At 59.6% G+C, this 16,722-nt stretch carries 15 protein-coding genes; 10 read left to right on the top strand and 5 right to left on the bottom strand.

The features are described from left to right. Window positions 1-1,377, bottom strand: a 1,377-nt coding sequence (gene cysN, locus FJ434_RS29485) for a sulfate adenylyltransferase subunit CysN (protein ID WP_181166202.1), incomplete at its 3' end; no start/stop codon positions are given. A 971-nt stretch (window positions 1,378-2,348) separates the two neighbouring features. Between cysN and FJ434_RS29480 the strand changes: the two genes are divergently transcribed. Continuing rightward, the gene (locus FJ434_RS29480) at window positions 2,349-3,107 is read left to right on the top strand and encodes a response regulator transcription factor (protein WP_140753059.1); all 759 of its coding nucleotides are present in this window, start codon (window positions 2,349-2,351) and stop codon (window positions 3,105-3,107) included. 108 nt (window positions 3,108-3,215) lie between these two features. Here FJ434_RS29480 and FJ434_RS29475 read toward each other — a convergent pair whose 3' ends face one another. After that, on the bottom strand, window positions 3,216-4,283 hold the full coding sequence (locus tag FJ434_RS29475; protein WP_140753061.1) for a hypothetical protein: 1,068 nt from the start codon (window positions 4,281-4,283) through the stop codon (window positions 3,216-3,218). Between the two features lie 572 nt (window positions 4,284-4,855). Between FJ434_RS29475 and FJ434_RS29470 the strand changes: the two genes are divergently transcribed. Continuing rightward, window positions 4,856-5,443, top strand: coding sequence for a sugar transferase (locus tag FJ434_RS29470; protein ID WP_281405563.1), 588 nt, complete (start codon window positions 4,856-4,858; stop codon window positions 5,441-5,443). 125 nt (window positions 5,444-5,568) lie between these two features. On the opposite strand, the gene FJ434_RS29465 is transcribed toward FJ434_RS29470, so the two are convergent. Then, entirely contained in the window at window positions 5,569-5,817 is a 249-nt protein-coding gene (locus FJ434_RS29465; protein WP_140753063.1) for a hypothetical protein, read from the bottom strand. A gap of 407 nt (window positions 5,818-6,224) precedes the next feature. Between FJ434_RS29465 and FJ434_RS29460 the strand changes: the two genes are divergently transcribed. From FJ434_RS29460 to FJ434_RS29430, 7 genes are all read left to right on the top strand, one after another. Continuing rightward, window positions 6,225-7,505 carry an O-antigen ligase family protein gene (locus tag FJ434_RS29460; protein WP_140753065.1) on the top strand — a complete coding sequence of 427 codons (1,281 nt, stop codon included), beginning with the start codon at window positions 6,225-6,227 and terminating at the stop codon, window positions 7,503-7,505. Window positions 7,506-7,512: 7 nt separating this feature from the next. Beyond that, on the top strand, window positions 7,513-8,346 hold the full coding sequence (locus FJ434_RS29455; protein ID WP_140753067.1) for a hypothetical protein: 834 nt from the start codon (window positions 7,513-7,515) through the stop codon (window positions 8,344-8,346). Between the two features lie 8 nt (window positions 8,347-8,354). Then, entirely contained in the window at window positions 8,355-9,359 is a 1,005-nt protein-coding gene (locus FJ434_RS29450; protein ID WP_140753069.1) for a hypothetical protein, read from the top strand. 94 nt (window positions 9,360-9,453) lie between these two features. Continuing rightward, window positions 9,454-10,620: a PqqD family protein gene (locus tag FJ434_RS29445; RefSeq protein WP_140753071.1), complete on the top strand. Its 1,167-nt coding sequence runs from the start codon at window positions 9,454-9,456 to the stop codon at window positions 10,618-10,620. Continuing rightward, complete coding sequence (locus FJ434_RS29440; protein ID WP_140753073.1) at window positions 10,610-11,605, top strand: nucleotidyltransferase family protein; 996 nt, start codon at window positions 10,610-10,612, stop codon at window positions 11,603-11,605. Before FJ434_RS29445 ends, FJ434_RS29440 begins: the two co-directional genes overlap by 11 nt. 79 nt (window positions 11,606-11,684) lie before the next feature. Further along, window positions 11,685-11,927 carry a hypothetical protein gene (locus tag FJ434_RS29435; RefSeq protein ID WP_140753075.1) on the top strand — a complete coding sequence of 81 codons (243 nt, stop codon included), beginning with the start codon at window positions 11,685-11,687 and terminating at the stop codon, window positions 11,925-11,927. Window positions 11,928-12,173: 246 nt separating this feature from the next. Beyond that, entirely contained in the window at window positions 12,174-12,683 is a 510-nt protein-coding gene (locus FJ434_RS29430; RefSeq protein WP_140753077.1) for a nucleoside kinase, read from the top strand. Between the two features lie 257 nt (window positions 12,684-12,940). On the opposite strand, the gene FJ434_RS29425 is transcribed toward FJ434_RS29430, so the two are convergent. Further along, entirely contained in the window at window positions 12,941-15,541 is a 2,601-nt protein-coding gene (locus tag FJ434_RS29425) for a putative Ig domain-containing protein (RefSeq protein WP_181166201.1), read from the bottom strand. Window positions 15,542-15,709: 168 nt separating this feature from the next. Between FJ434_RS29425 and FJ434_RS29970 the strand changes: the two genes are divergently transcribed. Next, a complete protein-coding gene (locus FJ434_RS29970; RefSeq protein ID WP_181166200.1) occupies window positions 15,710-16,063 on the top strand; it encodes a hypothetical protein in 354 nt (117 codons plus the stop codon). 110 nt (window positions 16,064-16,173) lie between these two features. On the opposite strand, the gene FJ434_RS29420 is transcribed toward FJ434_RS29970, so the two are convergent. Beyond that, the gene (locus FJ434_RS29420) at window positions 16,174-16,668 is read right to left on the bottom strand and encodes a hypothetical protein (protein ID WP_181166199.1); all 495 of its coding nucleotides are present in this window, start codon (window positions 16,666-16,668) and stop codon (window positions 16,174-16,176) included. Between the last annotated feature and the right edge of the window lie 54 nt (window positions 16,669-16,722).

The raw sequence follows: 16,722 nt of genomic DNA, 5'->3' as shown, positions 1-16,722 counted from the left end.
CTTCATGTCGGCGCGCACGCCCTTGCCGACATCGAGCGATTGCCAATGGATGTTTTCGGCGCGGCGCAGCGAATGCAGGATCATGCCGGCGCCGACCGTGGCGTTTGAGATGCGGTCGACCAGGATGAAGGCGCCGGTGGTGCGGTTCTCGCCAAACGGATCGAAGGCGATCGGCGTCCGCGTCGAGATGTTGCAGATGCCGACTTCGTTCATTTCAAGCGACTTGGCCGCTTCATGGGCAAAGTCGTTGACGTTGATGCGGTATTTCAGATCGGTGACGGTGGCGCTGGTCTGATCGGTCTCGGTGCGCAGGATATAGGACCGGCCAGGCAGCAGCGCATTTTCGTCGAACCAGACGATGCTGGCGGCGAACTGGTCGGCGACCTGCGGCCGTGCGGCCGGCGAAACCAGCATGTTGCCGCGTGAGATCTCGACCTCGTCGTCGAGCACGAGCGTTATGGCCTGGCCGGCCACTGCCTGTTTGAGATCGCCGCCATAGGCGACGATGCGTTTGACATGCGAGGACTTGCCCGATTTGGCGACGACGACCTCGTCGCCTTGCGCAACGGTACCGGACGCGATGGTGCCGGCAAAACCACGAAAGTCGAGATTGGGGCGATTGACGTACTGGACCGGAAAGCGGAACGGCAGCTCGGCCGTGGCTTCGTCGACCGACACGGTTTCGAGATGCTCGATCAGTGTCGGGCCGGAATACCACTGCATGGTTTCGGAGCGGCGGCTGACGTTGTCGCCGTAGCGGGCCGACATCGGGATCGGCATGATGGCTTGGAAACCGAGATCGCGCGAGAACTGCCGGTAGTCCTCGACGATCCTGTCGAAGACCGCCTGGTCGAAATCGACGAGATCGATCTTGTTGACCGCCAGCACGATGTGGCGGATGCCGAGCAGCGAGGCGATGATCGAATGGCGCCTTGTCTGGCGCAGCACCCCTTGCCGGGCATCGATCAGCACGATCGCCAGATCGGCGGTCGAGGCGCCGGTCGCCATGTTGCGGGTGTATTGCTCGTGGCCGGGCGTGTCGGCAACGATGAACTTGCGCTTCGGCGTGGCGAAGAAGCGGTAGGCGACGTCGATGGTGATGCCTTGCTCGCGCTCGGCCTCGAGGCCGTCGACCAAGAGCGCGAAGTCGATGTCGTCGCCCGTCGTGCCGTGCTTGCGCGAATCGCGTTCGAGCGCGGCGAGCTGGTCCTCGAAAATCTGCTTGGTGTCGGACAGCAGGCGTCCGATCAACGTCGACTTGCCGTCATCCACCGAACCGCAGGTCAGAAAGCGCAGCAGCGACTTCTTCTCCTGCGCGGCCAGATAATCGCGGACGCCGTCCGTGGGAGCGAGGCTCTTTGCCTTGATGTGGCGCATGGTCAGAAATACCCCTCGCGCTTCAGGTTGAGACTATCGGTCCTGCAAGCCCTGATGTGAAGCCAATCCGCCGCTGGGCCAAACGTGACCGTGACCTGTTGCGGGTCAGCACGCTTGGGACCGCAATTGCGTCGGTAGATGTGGCTAGGGCGGATGGCAGTCGCCTCGCAGATGGGGTGGCGGCTTCAGTCTGGATGGAGCGGCCCGGCAGCCCTTGTTGGGATGGGGCTAGGACACCGGGCCTAACCGACGGGCAGTTCGTGAGAAACGGCACCGGGGGATAACGGACTATATGCGCTCATACCCAAGACGCGCAAAGCATACGAAAGAAGTATGAGGACAACATTCGGGGCTCAACCGATGACCGATCAGCCAGTGACGTGCAGGCGCCGCCTCACGCTCTCTTCCGGCGATTTGCGGGATCAGGCTTGCAGCGCTGCTACTATCCCTCGTTCACGCCTTGGCGGGAAACAGCTGACCAAGTCACCATCGATGTGTTGGTCTTGCCGAGGCGCTTGGCCATGGCGGCGAGGTCGAACCAATGTGCACCTCGGTCGCCGAGTTCGCCGCGATTGGCGGCCGTATGGTTTGGTGGCCGGCAAACAGGAAATCACCAGTCGCAACCCCCGTCTCAGCTTATTGATGCGAGACAAGATAACGCAATTACAGGTTGTAATACCTTTGGACATATTAGCTAGCTAATATATAATTACCAATTGTTAACCAGGATTAATGCGGCCTTTCCACAGCATTGTAGTATGCCCTTTAGGTTGGGTTACCTCCATAGGGCGGGGGAGGCCATACGTCCGTGCGTTGGGGCGGCGTATGCTCTACTCCTTGAATCCAATCCCCGGTTAAATCTAGGCAGCCTGACACGATGGAGCGTATCAGTTCACGCGTCTGACAAGCTTTGCGGGGCCCAATCAAATGGGAGAAAAGCAAGTCGGCGACGGAGAGGAGTATGTAAGGCGATGGGACCTCACCAAATTTCCGATTCCTGGAATGATGCAGCAGTACCGCTACACAATGGACATCTGCCGGGCGCGAATGGTCTAGGCAGATCCGATGTCGAAGAAGAACACCGAAGCGAAGGCCTCGTCCTGATTGTAGACAAGCGAGCGCTTGAACGTGAATGCCTTGCTCGTGGCCTTATCGAACACAATCCCACTTTGCGCGTTAGCGCGGTAGGATCGCTTGACGAAATCCAGCACATTGCCGGGAAAGAGGACCCATCCGCGGTCCTGGTCATTCTTGGCGCCAGAAAGGTCTCCGAGCAGAGTGTTCGGGCGGAACTTACGGACTTCATTGCTGAGATTGGCACTGTACCCGTAATCGTCGTGGTGGATTCCGACGACCCGGGGGAGGTCCTCGCCGCACTCGAATGCGGAGCCCGAGGCTACATTCCCACAAGCGTGAAGGTGAAAGTCGCTGCCGAGGCCATTGGTCTCGCTCGCGCCGGAGGGATCTTTGTACCCGCCAGCTGCGTGCTGGCGCTTCGAGAGATCATCCACTCGACGGCAAACGGTGCCCGACCGCTCGCCGGCATGTTCACGATACGCGAGGCTGCGGTCGTAGAGGCGCTCAGGAAAGGCAAGGCGAACAAGATAATTGCCTACGAACTCAATCTCTGCGAGAGCACCGTCAAGGTCCATATCCGCAACATCATGAAGAAACTGAAGGCTACGAACCGCACGGAAGTAGCCTACAAGCTCAGACAGATGTTGCTATGACGGCTGCTTCGGACTTTGCCTAGCTGGTCCGGCAACAATTGCCGGACCCGTTGAGGTTGGACACCCGTCCGGATCGTTTTCGCTAAACAGACTCGCTCGCGCTGGTGTTTAAGTGCGTTGCCTCGCAATGGTCGCGGACCTTGCCTTCACGAGGAATCCAACACTGTCCTCGCCCAGTTCTGCGCCCCGATATGCTGCTTCGGCGGCTTTCAGCCCTCCCGTCAGCCTGCGGACCGTCGGAGCTGCTCCGAGTACGTCAAGTGGCAAGCCTAGCTGATCGCGGCCGGGCCTCTTCGGCGGCCAAACCGTGAGGCCGAAATAGCTGGCGGCCGAGCGATCGATCCCGCCGCTGAACTGCACCAACAGCGTTTGGCTCGAGTTCCGGCCAATTCGGCCCAGGCTGTTGATGTCCATTGGTGGTTTGTCGCTGGGTCGCATCGCTACGACGATGACATCCCATGCATCTTCGGTCAGCAGCACCGGGTGCGAAAAAACGCTTACTCCCGCCCCGCGCTCGCGGAGCGCATATTCAAGGGATGATGCACAGGGCGTGTCGCAGACGATGGCGAGCTTGGCCGCGCGTAGATCGACACCGGCATCGTCCAGCAAGGTGCAGCATAACCGCGCGAACTCTGGCAGCAGGTCTACGGCTGGATGGTTGAGATTGAGAGCCGCAACCTTAATGCCAGCCTCGTCACAGGCGTCGAAGTCCACGGTTCCAGGCCGAAGCTCCCATGGTCCAGCCATTAGCGAAACAACAGCATGAGAGGGTAAGAGTTCGACAAGCGATCTAGAAATCGGCCCGACCTGGAGGGAGTTCGTGACGAGGTCGACGTCCTGCCATTTGCGGCTGTCGATGCGGTCCGTCACTTCCACGCATTCCGACACGTTGGCAAAATTGGCAAATGCCAACGTCGCGGTCGCGGCTGCTGCCAGGCTCGGATGTCTGGAGGATATGCGAGTGAGCGCAACGACTCGGCTGGCCTTAGCGAGCGCCGCCGCTGCCGCAGTCACTGCTTGGTATCCTGTCGCAGCGCCAACGACCACGGTGAGGCCGGAGAGATCGAGATCGAGCAAGGCTATTTGCTTGCGCACGAGAGCAAGGACTTCGGCACGGTCGATCTCGGAAACATCACGAGCAAACGACCTTGCTGAAAAATGACGTGATGTAGGCATGAAGCTGGGCACCACGTTGCGCGCTCTCACTATCTGGTAGGCCGGCAATGTCCTTTAAGCGGATCCGCTGCCCTGCCGGTCTCGTCTGGGCGCGATGCGCGTGCATTTCCTGCATTGCGTTGGCTGACGTGTTTGCGGCCTTCGCATTTGGTAAAGTAGTTCCTGTCTATTCTATTCTCGCCCAGGCGAGTGACGGTCCAAATTTGGTTGGTCCTCTGACCTTTTGGTGGCCGAACCCGTTCCAATGCGCGCTTTGGCAATACAGCCGAACCTGCCCGAACTGCTACTTCAGCAAACGGATGCTAGGTGATACCCCGTTTGATCGGAAGACTTACCGAGGCTACGCCTGCGACGCTCGGATCAGGCTAAGGGGGTAACGAGCGCTGGGTACGGCGCTACCTCCTTTGCTTCTCTTGCCGAGAATGACGCGCCGCTGTGAAGTTGGGCAGCAAAACCAGCAGCGTTTCTTGGTGACATCCGTGACAATAAGCGCCTTTGACATAAAGCACCGCGGGCCAGGCATCCGCGTCGGCCAAAACCTCCGTCCGCTTGGAGGCCGGCGCAAGAGGATGATGGACATGACCGTCGCATTGATCGCGCTTGTCCTCGCTGCGCCGGTGATGTTGGCGGTTGCCCTTTTAATATTAGTGACCGACGGCGGACCGGCGGTGTTCTCACACACCCGGGTAGGGTTCAACGGCAGGCGCTTCGCCTGTTACAAATTCAGGACCATGGTTGCCAACTCGGAGCGGGTTCTGGCCGATTATATCGCGAGCAATCCCGAAGCCGCCAAGGAGTGGGAGCAGAATTGGAAATTCAAGAATGACCCGCGGATCACATTCCTGGGGCGGATTCTAAGGAAGTCGAGCCTGGATGAGCTGCCTCAACTCATCAACGTGCTGCGCGGCGAGATGAGTTGCGTCGGCCCTCGTCCAGTCGTTCCCGACGAACTTCAACGTTACGGATCCTCTGCAATCGATTATCTAAAAACCCGGCCTGGCCTAACTGGCCTTTGGCAGGTGGCCGGCAGAGACGCAATGGACTATCCCAGTCGTGTCTCTATCGACAGCCGATATGTGCGGGAATGGTCCCTATGGGCCGATGTTGTCATTCTCGTCCGGACCGTGGGCGCCGTGATGAAATTCGACCGTGCGTCTTGATTGATGCGCATCGCAAATTCTTGCCCGATGCATTGCTTTGCCTAAAAACCGCGGCGTGCTGTCGCGATCGCAATGGCGAAAGGTGCGGCGTCGGCCGGCCGCGGCGAAATGGCAGCCACAGACCATTACTGCTCACGTGACATGCCTTGGCGCCAGATTACGCCCAGGAAGAGGCCGAGCAAGTAGGCACCCTGCAGAACGACAACGAGAAGCAGGATTGAGATGAGGTGGTGCCAATCAAATACACTGCCGATACCGCCTGCAGCGACGCCGCCCACGACCGTCACCGCAGTCGTGATGATGAGCGCGGCAACTCGAAAACGAAATCCCAGCAAAATGCCGATCACACCGACGGCGACAAGGCCCCAAAGCACGGCGATCTCCTATGGGTGGAAGACTCAGTGTGCCATCTCCAAGTCTCCCACATCTGCGAAATCGGTACCAACACTCAATCCGGCTGCACCGCCTCGCCGACGAGCGGTCGAGGGGCGGGAAATCGCCGCACACTGCCCTGTGTTGCACAAAAGGCGTAGAGCACCCTGTCCGAATGCCCCCTTTTCGCTCATTTCCTTGTCCACCCGCCGAGCCTACGCTGCTTGGAAATAGGTATGCGGAAGTTCACCCGCCGTGCGGCAGCATGCAATGATTTATGATCCGGAGGCCAAGCCTGTGTTTATCAGTGCAGCTATTCAGGACAACAAGACGCTGGACGTTGCGCATCAAGGCGAAGCGACGTCGGCGCGCAGTTCCCGCATAATGCCTCTAGTGTGACATTCTACCTATGCTTCAGGTATCTATCCTTTTGCTGATCCTGTCCATCTGGTTCCCTGGCGCCACGCGGATTGCCGGAACGGATGGCTCGCTTTCCTTCGTGCTGGCATTGTTCTGCGCTCTGCTAAGTGTCGGTGCCTATGCGGAAACAGCAAGACGCCTCCATCGGATTGAAGCCGCCCTGACGACTGCGGTGCTGACGATATCTGCTGTCATCATCGTTCTCTCTCTACTGTCGATGCTCTACGCAGACAATCCGATGAGGACGATGCGCGCGGTTTTCTCACAAGTGTTTGGTTTCGCGATCATTCCAGCAGTCGCGGCGATCTCCTTGAGACCGAAGGGTCTCGTGGCAATCGACAGGGTTGTGACGACCATAGTCATCATGACTGTCGTAACATCCTGTCTTGTCGCAATCGGGCTGGGCGATGCCAGATTCGCCGATCGGGCTGAAGGCTATTTCAAGCACTCGAACCAACTCGGGATCGCGTTGTCGGCTGGTCTGCCGCTTGTCGCCGCGAAGCTGGTCACATCCCGCCGGTACCGACTTCTCCTTTTGGGCTGCCTCGCCGCGGTGCTCCTGGGTTTGGTGAAATCGGGTTCGAAGACCAACTTCGTTCTCGGCGTGGTGGGCCTTGGTCTTTTCTTTGCACTATACAGTATATATTTAATCAGAAGAAAGCAGAGTCCGTTTAAAGTAATCGTGGGAACCATTGCCGCTCCGATATTGTTCGAAGCAAGCGTGCTGACATTGCAGTTCCTAAATCCACGGGCTTACGGCCTGCTGGCCCTTCAACTTTCCGGAGGCGAGGCGCATTCGGTGGTATCGCGGCAGCGACTGTGGTCTATATCGATCGATCTCGGCCTGTCGCACCCGTTCACGGGTGTGGGGGCAGGGCAATGGGTGGAAGATATCGCACCCCATAGCCATAATCTGTTCATTGACTTCTTTAGAACACTGGGAGTGCCTGGCTTGGCGTTGGTGTCGATGCTGGTTCTCGTGGTCATGGCATATCTGGTCAGGGTCGTGTTCTGCACATTGTTCGGCAACGACAGGGGGGGCGACCATGCGGCGGAAGTGAATGTGATGGTGCTTGGGACGTCGGTTTCCCTGTGGAACTACATCATCGCAAACCAGATGAGCGACTCCTTCGGTCCATCGACAGCGCCTTTCTTCTGGCTGCCGTTGGCTTTGCTCATCTTCTACCGCGGCGTCCAACGATCACTGCAGACCGGCCCTGAGCGTCCGAAATTGTACGCGGTTCCAGGGTCCCAGCTCTTTCAACATTGAAATTCCCATGGCTTCGCACACAGTCCATGACCTGACGGCAGGCTTGCCGCCAAGCGTCGAACCACGCCCACTTCAAACAGACATTCGATTTGTGGAATTCTTTGGTCTCCCCGGGATTGGAAAGACAACCGCAACCACCCTGTTGGCGAACGGTTTGCGGCGGCACGGCCCGTTGGTGGGTGATGTGCGAGTAGCGTCGGAGACAAGAAAGTTCATCAGCCGCCAGATCTACAGAATAGGTATTGTTGCACCAAGGCTTAGGGATCGTGAGTTTCGTTCGCTGCTCTCGCGAATTGCTCGCTTTGTCATCGAAGGTGGGCAATCATCAATTGTCGACATAGCCAGAGTCATCTGGAACCTTTCGTTTCTGAGTGCTTATGTTCAAAGCGAGAGACAGGGAAGAAATACAATTATTGTCATGGACCAGGGCCTGTTGCAGGGATTCCTATCCATCTTGCTTAAGAGCAGGCGCGGGGCAACATCCGAGAAGTGGCTTGATATCCTGTTCGCCATTGGCGTGCACGATATCGCTTTTGTCCATCTGCGCGGCGAGATCGGCATGGCACGAGATCGACTTCTGAAAAGGGGCGATCGATCCTCGCGGATGCAAAGGACATCTCCTGACCGCGACCTTGATCTGTGGTCGACCGCGGATGGTGCTTGCCGCCAGATTGCGACCGATCTTGAGTGGAGGATGGGAACGGAAGATCACGCCGGCGTACTGGTGGCGGTTAACGTGGAGAGGTTTGCGTCGCCCGAAGACGTCGCCGAAAGGGTTCTCGATGCGGTGCTACTGGCCTGCCTTGAACGGCATCGGCTGTGCGATAGGGTAGGTCAATGAGCACGAGAATGGACCGCCGTTCTTTCATGGCCGTCGCCGGCTTGTATCCTGTAATCGCTTTGTTGCCGAGCTCGCTCCGAGCGCAAGGCGGCCAAACGCCGGGAGGCAACGAGTTCGTCCTGACGGGTGAGTATGGCTTCAAACAGCAAGTAATTCGCAACCTCCAGCCGGGAGCAACTATCAATGCTCGCAATGCTTCCTTCACGGTTGCCAACAGCAGAAACAGCGATCCCAGCGCGACCATGGGCTGCGACGAGGGGACATTGCCGGTCAATCGCTATCCCGTCGTCATCCGCAACTGTCCAGGGGTTCGCTTTGTCGGGGGCCGCTTCGACGGCCAGGTACCGCTAACGTCTGATTGGCGGGACACCTACTGCAACAGCGCGGCTCTGCTTGTCAGGGACGGAACCACCGATGCGACAATTGAGGGGGTGCGTGCCCGTCGCTGCTGGGATGGCATTCGCCTCGCCGAGCACGCCGACGGTTTTCGCCTAAAAGGGTGCTGGCTCAGCGAAATCAGGGATGATGCGGTGGAGAACGACTATCTCCTCAGCGGTATCATCGAAGATTGCCTGTTTGACGGATGTTTCTCGGGGATCAGCCTGGACCCTGCGTCAAACGAGCGGGACGGAACAGGGCAAACGGTGCGGGTCGACAAATCCCTCATTCGCATGCATGCCTTTCTGTCCAAGGGCGAAATCACACATCAGGCGCCGATCAAGGCTGTCGATCAGTCGCCCAGGTTGAGGATCACGGAATCGGTTTTCGCATTGGCCGCGGCCAACATGCGTGGATTCCATCGCCTGGAAAGAACATGGCGGCTGGCGATTGAAAGCCGCGACAACGTTTTGCTGTGGCTGCCCGACGAGCCAATCCCCTCCTCGTTGCCGCTGCCGCCATCTGGTTTCAGATTGCTGACGGGCGCCAACGCCCGCGAATATTGGAACAAGGCGCATCTCCAGTGGATCGCGGCGCATCAGGACGTGGTCCGGTTCTCCGACGAATTGCTGTGAGAAGTCGCAGCGTCGGCAATGATTATCCGAACTGCAAAGACAGGTGGCGCTCGCATGCACCCTGCTTGCAACAACAGCTTGGACCGTCACCGCGATGAACCAGCACGAGGCGATTGACAGAAGTATGGCATCAGGATCCGCCGATCACGGCCCTGGCGCGTTTGTGATCCAAGGGCGGTTGGTACGCGTCAGGGGACAAAATATCCTGTTCAGCCCTTCCCAGAAGGCCATTTTCGCCGTCAACGATACTGCTGCCGACATCTGGCGCTCTCTGGAAGAAGGCATGCCACCGCACGCCATCTCGGTCGAGATGGCGCGCAGTGGCGTTGATAGACTTGAGGCAGACAGGCATGTCGAGGCTGCACTCGAAGATTGGCAGCGGCTGAACCTGATACGGCCCTGCGCGCCGTGGTCTACTTCGTCAGCTCAAAAGCCTGTGAGCCAGGTGGTCGCAGTTGCGGGCCTCAACATACGCATCGTCTATCCGGCAGCCTACGCCTTTCCCGCGATTTCCGTATTTCGCCACCTCGAGGTCAAAAGTGATACTGCCGACGTACTGTTCGAGGTGGTTGGGCAGGGAGGGAGAGTCCACCTGTTGCGGGATGACAAGTGGATTTTGTCCTGCTCCCTCGACCAACTACCCGTCATGCTGAAAGGGCAATTGCTGACCGAGGTTCTGGATTACGGCGCATATGAACTTGCCCTCCATGCGGCTGCGCTCCTCAGAAATGAACGCATCGTCCTTCTTTGTGGCAATCCGGGCGCGGGCAAGACGACGCTGAGCTTGGCACTGGTCCATGCAGGATTTGGCTTTGTCGCCGATGATGTGACGCTGCTGGACTCTAGCGGGCATGGCGTCGGCCTTCCGTTTGCCCCGGCGGTCAAGGCGGGAGCATGGCCGTTGCTGGCCAAATACTGCCCCGGCCTCGATGCCGTTCCGATCTGTCGCCGCCCTGACCGCAAGCGTGTACGGTTTGCCGTGCCCAAGGCGTTCGTGCCCTTGCCTCCCGCTCCCCTACCCATTGGCTGTGTGGTCCTGCTCCGTCGAGGTCGTACCTCGAAAGCTAGCCTGGAGCCGATCGATCCAGCTCACGCTTTGCGCGGCCTGCTCAACGGCGCGCTGGCACCCGGCGGAGAGCTCAGTGGCACCGCTTTCGAAGTGCTGACCCAACTCATCGGCTCGGCGCAAACCTATTGCCTGACCTACTCCGGGCTTGATGATGCGGTGCAGCTAATCTCGAAAGCGTGCCATGACGAGTAGAGGCAACGCGCTTAAGGCGTTGGTCGCTGGACTTCGCGGCGCTCCGACCGACAGCGCCGACTGGCAGGCCGTGATCGCTCTGGCAAATCACACTCTGCTCACAGCCGATTTGTTCTCGTCTCTCGCTCGGGCCGGACAAATCCATCAACTCCCGCAGGACGTGCGCGAGTACCTTCGGTTCGTTTACGACTGCAATCGCGAACGGAACCTGCGCTTGCGTACTCAACTGCGTGAAGCCGTTGCCGCCCTCAATGGCCGCGACATCGTACCGTTTCTGCTCAAGGGGGCCGTTCCTCTGTTCCTTTCGCCGGGCGGCCAGGTTCCCAGCAGGATGACGAGTGACCTCGATCTAGCCGTGGACCCGCGCGAAGAGACGTTCGCCCGGACCTGTCTTGAAGAGCTTGGCTACGTCGATGTGGCGGGCGCCCGAGGCATGGCCCGCGAGCATGACGCCGGAATGCTGGAACTTCGGTCGAGCCAACCTACCTGCCATGCCCCTCCCGAACTCGTCCAACTCGGAGGACTTCGGGTGAACATTCCTCCCGCTCGGTCTCGCGCCCTGCATTGGATGGTGCACGACCTTCTCAAGGAGGGAGATTACTGGCGCGGAAGGATAGATCTCAGGCACCTTCATGATCTGGCCCGATTGGCGGAAAGCGAGGACGTGGACTGGATGTCACTGCAGGAATCCATGCCGGATCGGAGCGCCCGCAATGCGCTCGACACCCAGCTCTTGGCCTTGCATCATTTCTTTGGAACCAGAATCCCCGCAAAATGTACACAACGCCCGATGGTCCGTTTCCAGCACTGGAGGCGCGTCTTCACGGCGACCCACCCCATCATTGGCGCCCCGCTGCGCCTGGCAGGCAATTTGATGTGGGGCTTATGGCGGTTTTCACGCGCCTACGGGTTGGCGAAACGTGGGCCGTCGGACCCCTTACATCGCATCGCTCGCACGCTCTTCAATCCTCGCACGAAAATCTAAGCCTTTTGGAGAACTAGTGCGCCTGTATGGAAAGCGTAAGATCAATCTGCGAATTTGAGAAAGTTTGTGGGAGGTCGAAATGTCAATAGAAAGCACAAAACGCTCGGAACGGACGCAAGAGGCGCTGGTCTCGGAGGCTCAAGCGCGCCGTGACTTTCTCAAGAAGGCGGGGCGTTTTGCGGCGGTTACGCCGCCGGCTGTGACGCTTCTGCTCGGCACAAGCTTGAACTCCAAGGCGATTGCCAAATCGGGCGGCACACGCCCCGGCAATGGTTGGGGAGACAAGAACCATATTCACGTCGGCCCGCCCGGCAAGGCGTAAGCTCCTCGAGCAGGGTCGCTGAAAACAGCGTCTCGACGACATAGGGCCAAGGACATAGGGCCAAGCCCTTCGTGAAAGCCCAGACCGCTTGCGGCGCCCAGAGTGCCGCCGGCGGTCTGGGCTTTTTTATCGGCGCTGAAACGCGTTGCATCGAGCATCGTCCCATTGCCGATTTTTGTAACCGATGTTCCGCTCCCAGTTGTCGTTCTCTTCTCGCCGGATTGAACGACGTGATAAACGGCGCCTATGGGAATCAAGAACTACCTGATCGAAGGCGGTTCCGGCACTGGAAAAACGTCTGTCGCTACCGAACTGGAGCGGCGGGGTTATCATGTCGTCCATGGTGACCGGGTCTTGGCCTATGTCGGCGACCCCGAAACAGGCAAGGCACTGCCAGGACCACCCGAAGGCCAGGATCACATCGTCTGGGGATACGCGCACTGGATTTGGCCCGTCGACAAGGTCCGGGCCATTGCTGCCGACACCACCCATCCTGCCACCTTCTTCTGTGGCGGCTCGCGCAATTTCCATAAATTCCTGGACTTATTCGACAAGGTCTTTGTGCTCGACATAGACATTGAGACGTTGAACCGACGATTGGATGGGCGACCGAATGAGCCAGGTTTCGATCCGGCCGAGCGGCGGCTGGTACTGCGCTACCATCATACCCGGGAATATCTTCCCGCTGGCATCGATATCGACACGGCGGGCACGGTCCCAAGCGTTGTCGACGATATCCTCGCTCAACTCGCCTGAAGCCCTGAAAGTATCGTGAATGGGAGCACTCGAATAGTGCGGGAAGACGCTAATGCATGTCGCCCGGAAGTGTCCTCGGTTCCGGAATAACGACATGCATAAGATCAGAAGCTTACAGCAGGTCGGGCGAATCCTATTCGCCGCGACATGCTGTAGTCGCCTGAACGGCTCACTGGCGGCCCTGAGACTAGCCGACCGGCAGCTTGCGGATTGCCGGACGCCCTAACGACCACTTGAAGAGGCGAAGCCGTACCGGATCAGGCGATTACCCAATCGTTCAAATGGAATTCATAGATCTTGCCGTCGTTCTCGTTTGGATCCGTGTTGTTGTCCACGCCCCGATCGACGATATAGAGGCTCATTTGGTGGCTCGGATCGTCGCTGCTCGGCGCCAGCGCCAATCCGGCCGGTTTATGTGCGTCGGCCGCCGAGATATCGAGCGTGCCCAGCAGATCCCCGGTTGGCGTTATCATTGCCACCGAGGTGCGTGACACGATGACGTAAAGCAGGTCGTGGACCGCATCATACGCGAGGCCCCCGTCAGCAGGGGATCCGAGCGATTGTACAGAAAAACTCGTCACGACATCATCGCCACCCGTGCTTGGGACGCCGTCGAATTTGCCGTTCTGGCCCGGAGCGATGGTGTAAATGTTATGGTTTGAGCCATCCTCGAGATACAGCACTCCGCGTTTTGTGTCGTAGGCAAGAGCCTCCGAATCCTTACTGCCGAACGCGGCGGTCTTGAATGAGGTCACGATATCGTCGGACGTGTTGTAAAGCCCATCCTTGCCTGGGTTCAACTCGTAGACGCTCTTCGTGCCAGTGTCGTCCGCGAAGAAGAGATGGTGGTTAGCAGGATTATAAGTGACCCCGGCCGGCTCGTCCGAGAAGTTGATGGTAGTGAGCGTTCCCATAAGATTGCCGGCCAGGTTCATTTGGTAGAGATTCTTGCCGGTGAAAATGGGCATTTCATCGACTTCACTGTCGGCAACCAGCAGCGTGCCAAGGTGAGAAATATAGACGATATCCGTAGGATCGGGGCTCGGCGGCGACCACTGCGAGGTCAGGATGGTATGGGCCAGGGTCACCGATGTCGGCAGCTGGCTGGTGACGTCAACAGTGAAGGTGTGAGTATCGAAGCTGCCGTCGGACGAGGTGGCTTTGACGTGGAAATTGATTGTCGGTTCGGACTGGGCGTTGAGCGTGCCGGTGCTCGATCGCGTGACGACCCCGGTGCTGGCATTGATGGCGAAGCGCGAGTCGTCGATCGTGTAGGTGACCGTCGAGCCGGCATCAGGATCCGAGGCCGAAGCGGTGATGCCGACGGCAGTACCGGCCGCAGCACTCTGCAGAATCTGGTTGGCCGCGGTGTTGGCATCGGGCGGAGCGTTGAATGCGACTGATTCCGGGCTGTCGAGGACGGCGAGAGTGAAGCTCTTGTTGGCGGTGCTGCCGTCGGAAGAGGTCGCCGTCACCGTCAGGTTGATGGACGGCTGGGTCTCGAAGTCGAGCGTGCCGACGGCCGAGCGCGTGATGACACCGGTGCTGGAATTGATGGCGAAGCGCGCATCGTTGATGCTGTAGGTGACGGTCGAGCCGGCATCGGGATCGGTGGCCGAGGCGGTGATCCCGGTGGGTGCGCCTGCCGCGGCAAGCTCGGCGATCTGGTTGGCGGCGGCATTGGCGTCGGCCGGAGTGTTGAAGGCCACCGGCATCTGGCTGGCCGTGACATTGACGTTGAAAGCATGGGTATCGATGCTGCCATCGGACGAGGTGGCCGTGACGGTGAGGGCGACCGACGGCTCGGACTGGGCGTTGAGCGTGCCGGTACTCGAGCGCGTGATGACACCCGTGCTGGCATTGATGGCGAAGCGCGAGTCGCCGATGCTGTAGCTGACCGTCGAGCCGGCATCGGGATCCGTGGCTGACGCGGTGATGCCGATGGTCGTGCCTGCGGCGGCGTTCTGGGCGATCTGATTGGCGGCAGGGTTGGCATCAGGCACCGCGTTGAAGGCCACCGGCTCCGGGCTGTTCAGGACGGCGAGGGTGAAGGCTTGGTTAGCGGTGCTGCCGTCCGACGAGGTCGCCGTCACCGTCAGGTTGATGGACGGCTGGGTCTCGAAGTCGAGCGTGCCGGTGGCTGAGCGCGTGATGACGCCGCTGCTGGAATCGATGGCGAAGCGCGAGTCATTAATGCTGTAGGTGACGGTCGAACCGGCATCTGGATCCGTCGCCGAGGCGGTGATCCCGGTGGGTGCGCCTGCCGCGGCAAGCTCGGCGATCTGGTTGGCGGCGGCATTGGCGTCGGCCGGAGTGTTGAAGGCCACCGGATTGCTGGATCCAGGCAGCAGATATTCAATGTGCAGCAGCGGTGCGCTGGCCGGATTGTATTCGTAGGAATCGGCCGTGCGCGTGCCGGTGCCGGTGACCACGAAGGCCATGTCGTTGAGCGCCACCCAGCCGGAGCGGTTGACGACCTCCTGGACGATAGCCGTAAGGTCCGGCGTGCGCTCGGCAAGGCCATGTTCGCCCACGATGGTCCACGGATCCGGTGTCCAGGCGGTTGATGCCGTCGTCCGGGGAAGCGAGGAGACATTGAAGGCGGCGCTGGTGAAGGGGCTGGCGTCGTCGGTGTTGTCGCCCTGGATCAGCAGCGAGGCCGCGCCGGTTTTCACCTCGTTGGCCTGGAACTGGATGTAGGCGCTGGTGATGATGGCACCCTTAGGGATGTCGATGCCGGTGAAGCGAAGGCCGACGGTCTGGCGGGTGCTGCCGTCATAACCCAGCTCCAGATCGTTGATGTTGGTCCCAATCGTACCGGAGCCTTTCTCCTCGACGTCGTCGCCTGCGGTCGCCACCCTGGTCTCGAAAATCGGGTCGATCGCACTTGAGCTGGCGGCGAGAAGGCTGCTGGTGGCGACAGCGCCCCCTGTCGAGACCGTGCCGGTGTCTGCAAGGGCAGCGGCGGTGTAGGTGACGCTTCTGTCCGCATGATTCCGGGCGCTGTCGACAAAGGTGCTGTCCAGATGGATGGCAAGTCCAGCCGGCACCTCGGCCTGTCCGGTGAATTTCAATCCGCCATCGTCTACCGATGGCGGGATGATCCCATGGTCGGAAATGAGATCGAGCTTGCTCGCGGCTGGTTCCAAGTTCGGAGTGTGGCTGCCCTGGCTGGTTTCGGCAGCAAGCCCCTCGCCAAGATCGGAGAGCACATGACCCGTCTCGTTACCGCTTTCTTTTCCGCTTGGCTGGGTCCAATCGTCAATGTTCAGCCAGTCGCCGCCAATGCCTGCGTCGCTGCCGAATTCAGTCATCAGGAATTTCGCGCCAACCTCAGTCAGTTTGGTCATGTTGGATTTCCCTTCCCCAATTTCCCGTGATTAAAACCGGCATCGCGACGCGCCCGACAGGAGGTCAGTTCCCATACCCCAGGCGCGAATGGCCACCGCATCGCAGGCGCATGAAAGCCGCGGCCCGAATGTCCTGCTGGTCAGTCTGTTGCCTTCTTCATCCTGGGCCAGGCAGGCGCCACGGCCGCGAGCAGGCGCAGCAGCGATAGGCCGTCCCGTCCAAGGAACAGCGACGGCAGGATCCAGCACAGCAGCAAGCCTCCGGCGGATGCCAGCAATGCCGTATCGATGAGCAGGGGAAGAGGCGATAGATGGAACTCGCGCAGCCAGTCAACGACTGCCCAGACGCCAGTCCCGACAACACCCGCGAGCGCGAGCCCGGGCAGGTGCGCCGCAAGGAAATCCCCCCATGTCATGCCGGTCACGCGGAGGCTCAACTGTGCCATGAGGAAGAAGTTGATCCCGAAGGCCGCGCCGACGCCGAACGCCACGCCTTCTATGCCCCAGAATTGCCCTATGAGGGAACCGGCGAAGACGCCGATGGTGAAAACTGCCTGCCGCCAGGCACGAGCGTAGACCGTCCCTGTTGCGCGCGAGACGGAATCGCTAAGCTTGTAGCTCGTGCGGAACAGCATGCTGAACGCTAGAATCTGGAGCGGCGCGACTACTGCCCCCCCAACCCCCCCGGG

This window comes from Mesorhizobium sp. B2-5-13 (genome assembly GCF_006440535.1).
Lineage (GTDB): Bacteria > Pseudomonadota > Alphaproteobacteria > Rhizobiales > Rhizobiaceae > Mesorhizobium > Mesorhizobium salmacidum.
The sequence above is the reverse complement of the archived record's forward strand: the minus strand, read 5'-3'. Positions and strand labels throughout refer to the sequence as shown.

Bases quoted from the DNA above. Each gene is read 5' to 3' on its own strand.
- FJ434_RS29480 (WP_140753059.1), top strand. From the start codon at position 2,349: ATGGGACCTCACCAAATTTCCGATTCCTGGAATGATGCAGCAGTACCG.
- FJ434_RS29475 (WP_140753061.1), bottom strand. From the start codon at position 4,283: ATGCCTACATCACGTCATTTTTCAGCAAGGTCGTTTGCTCGTGATGTT.
- FJ434_RS29470 (WP_281405563.1), top strand. From the start codon at position 4,856: ATGGACATGACCGTCGCATTGATCGCGCTTGTCCTCGCTGCGCCGGTG.
- FJ434_RS29460 (WP_140753065.1), top strand. From the start codon at position 6,225: ATGCTTCAGGTATCTATCCTTTTGCTGATCCTGTCCATCTGGTTCCCT.
- FJ434_RS29455 (WP_140753067.1), top strand. From the start codon at position 7,513: ATGGCTTCGCACACAGTCCATGACCTGACGGCAGGCTTGCCGCCAAGC.
- FJ434_RS29450 (WP_140753069.1), top strand. From the start codon at position 8,355: ATGGACCGCCGTTCTTTCATGGCCGTCGCCGGCTTGTATCCTGTAATC.
- FJ434_RS29445 (WP_140753071.1), top strand. From the start codon at position 9,454: ATGAACCAGCACGAGGCGATTGACAGAAGTATGGCATCAGGATCCGCC.
- FJ434_RS29440 (WP_140753073.1), top strand. From the start codon at position 10,610: ATGACGAGTAGAGGCAACGCGCTTAAGGCGTTGGTCGCTGGACTTCGC.
- FJ434_RS29435 (WP_140753075.1), top strand. From the start codon at position 11,685: ATGTCAATAGAAAGCACAAAACGCTCGGAACGGACGCAAGAGGCGCTG.
- FJ434_RS29430 (WP_140753077.1), top strand. From the start codon at position 12,174: ATGGGAATCAAGAACTACCTGATCGAAGGCGGTTCCGGCACTGGAAAA.
- FJ434_RS29970 (WP_181166200.1), top strand. From the start codon at position 15,710: ATGGATGGCAAGTCCAGCCGGCACCTCGGCCTGTCCGGTGAATTTCAA.
- FJ434_RS29420 (WP_181166199.1), bottom strand. From the start codon at position 16,668: ATGCTGTTCCGCACGAGCTACAAGCTTAGCGATTCCGTCTCGCGCGCA.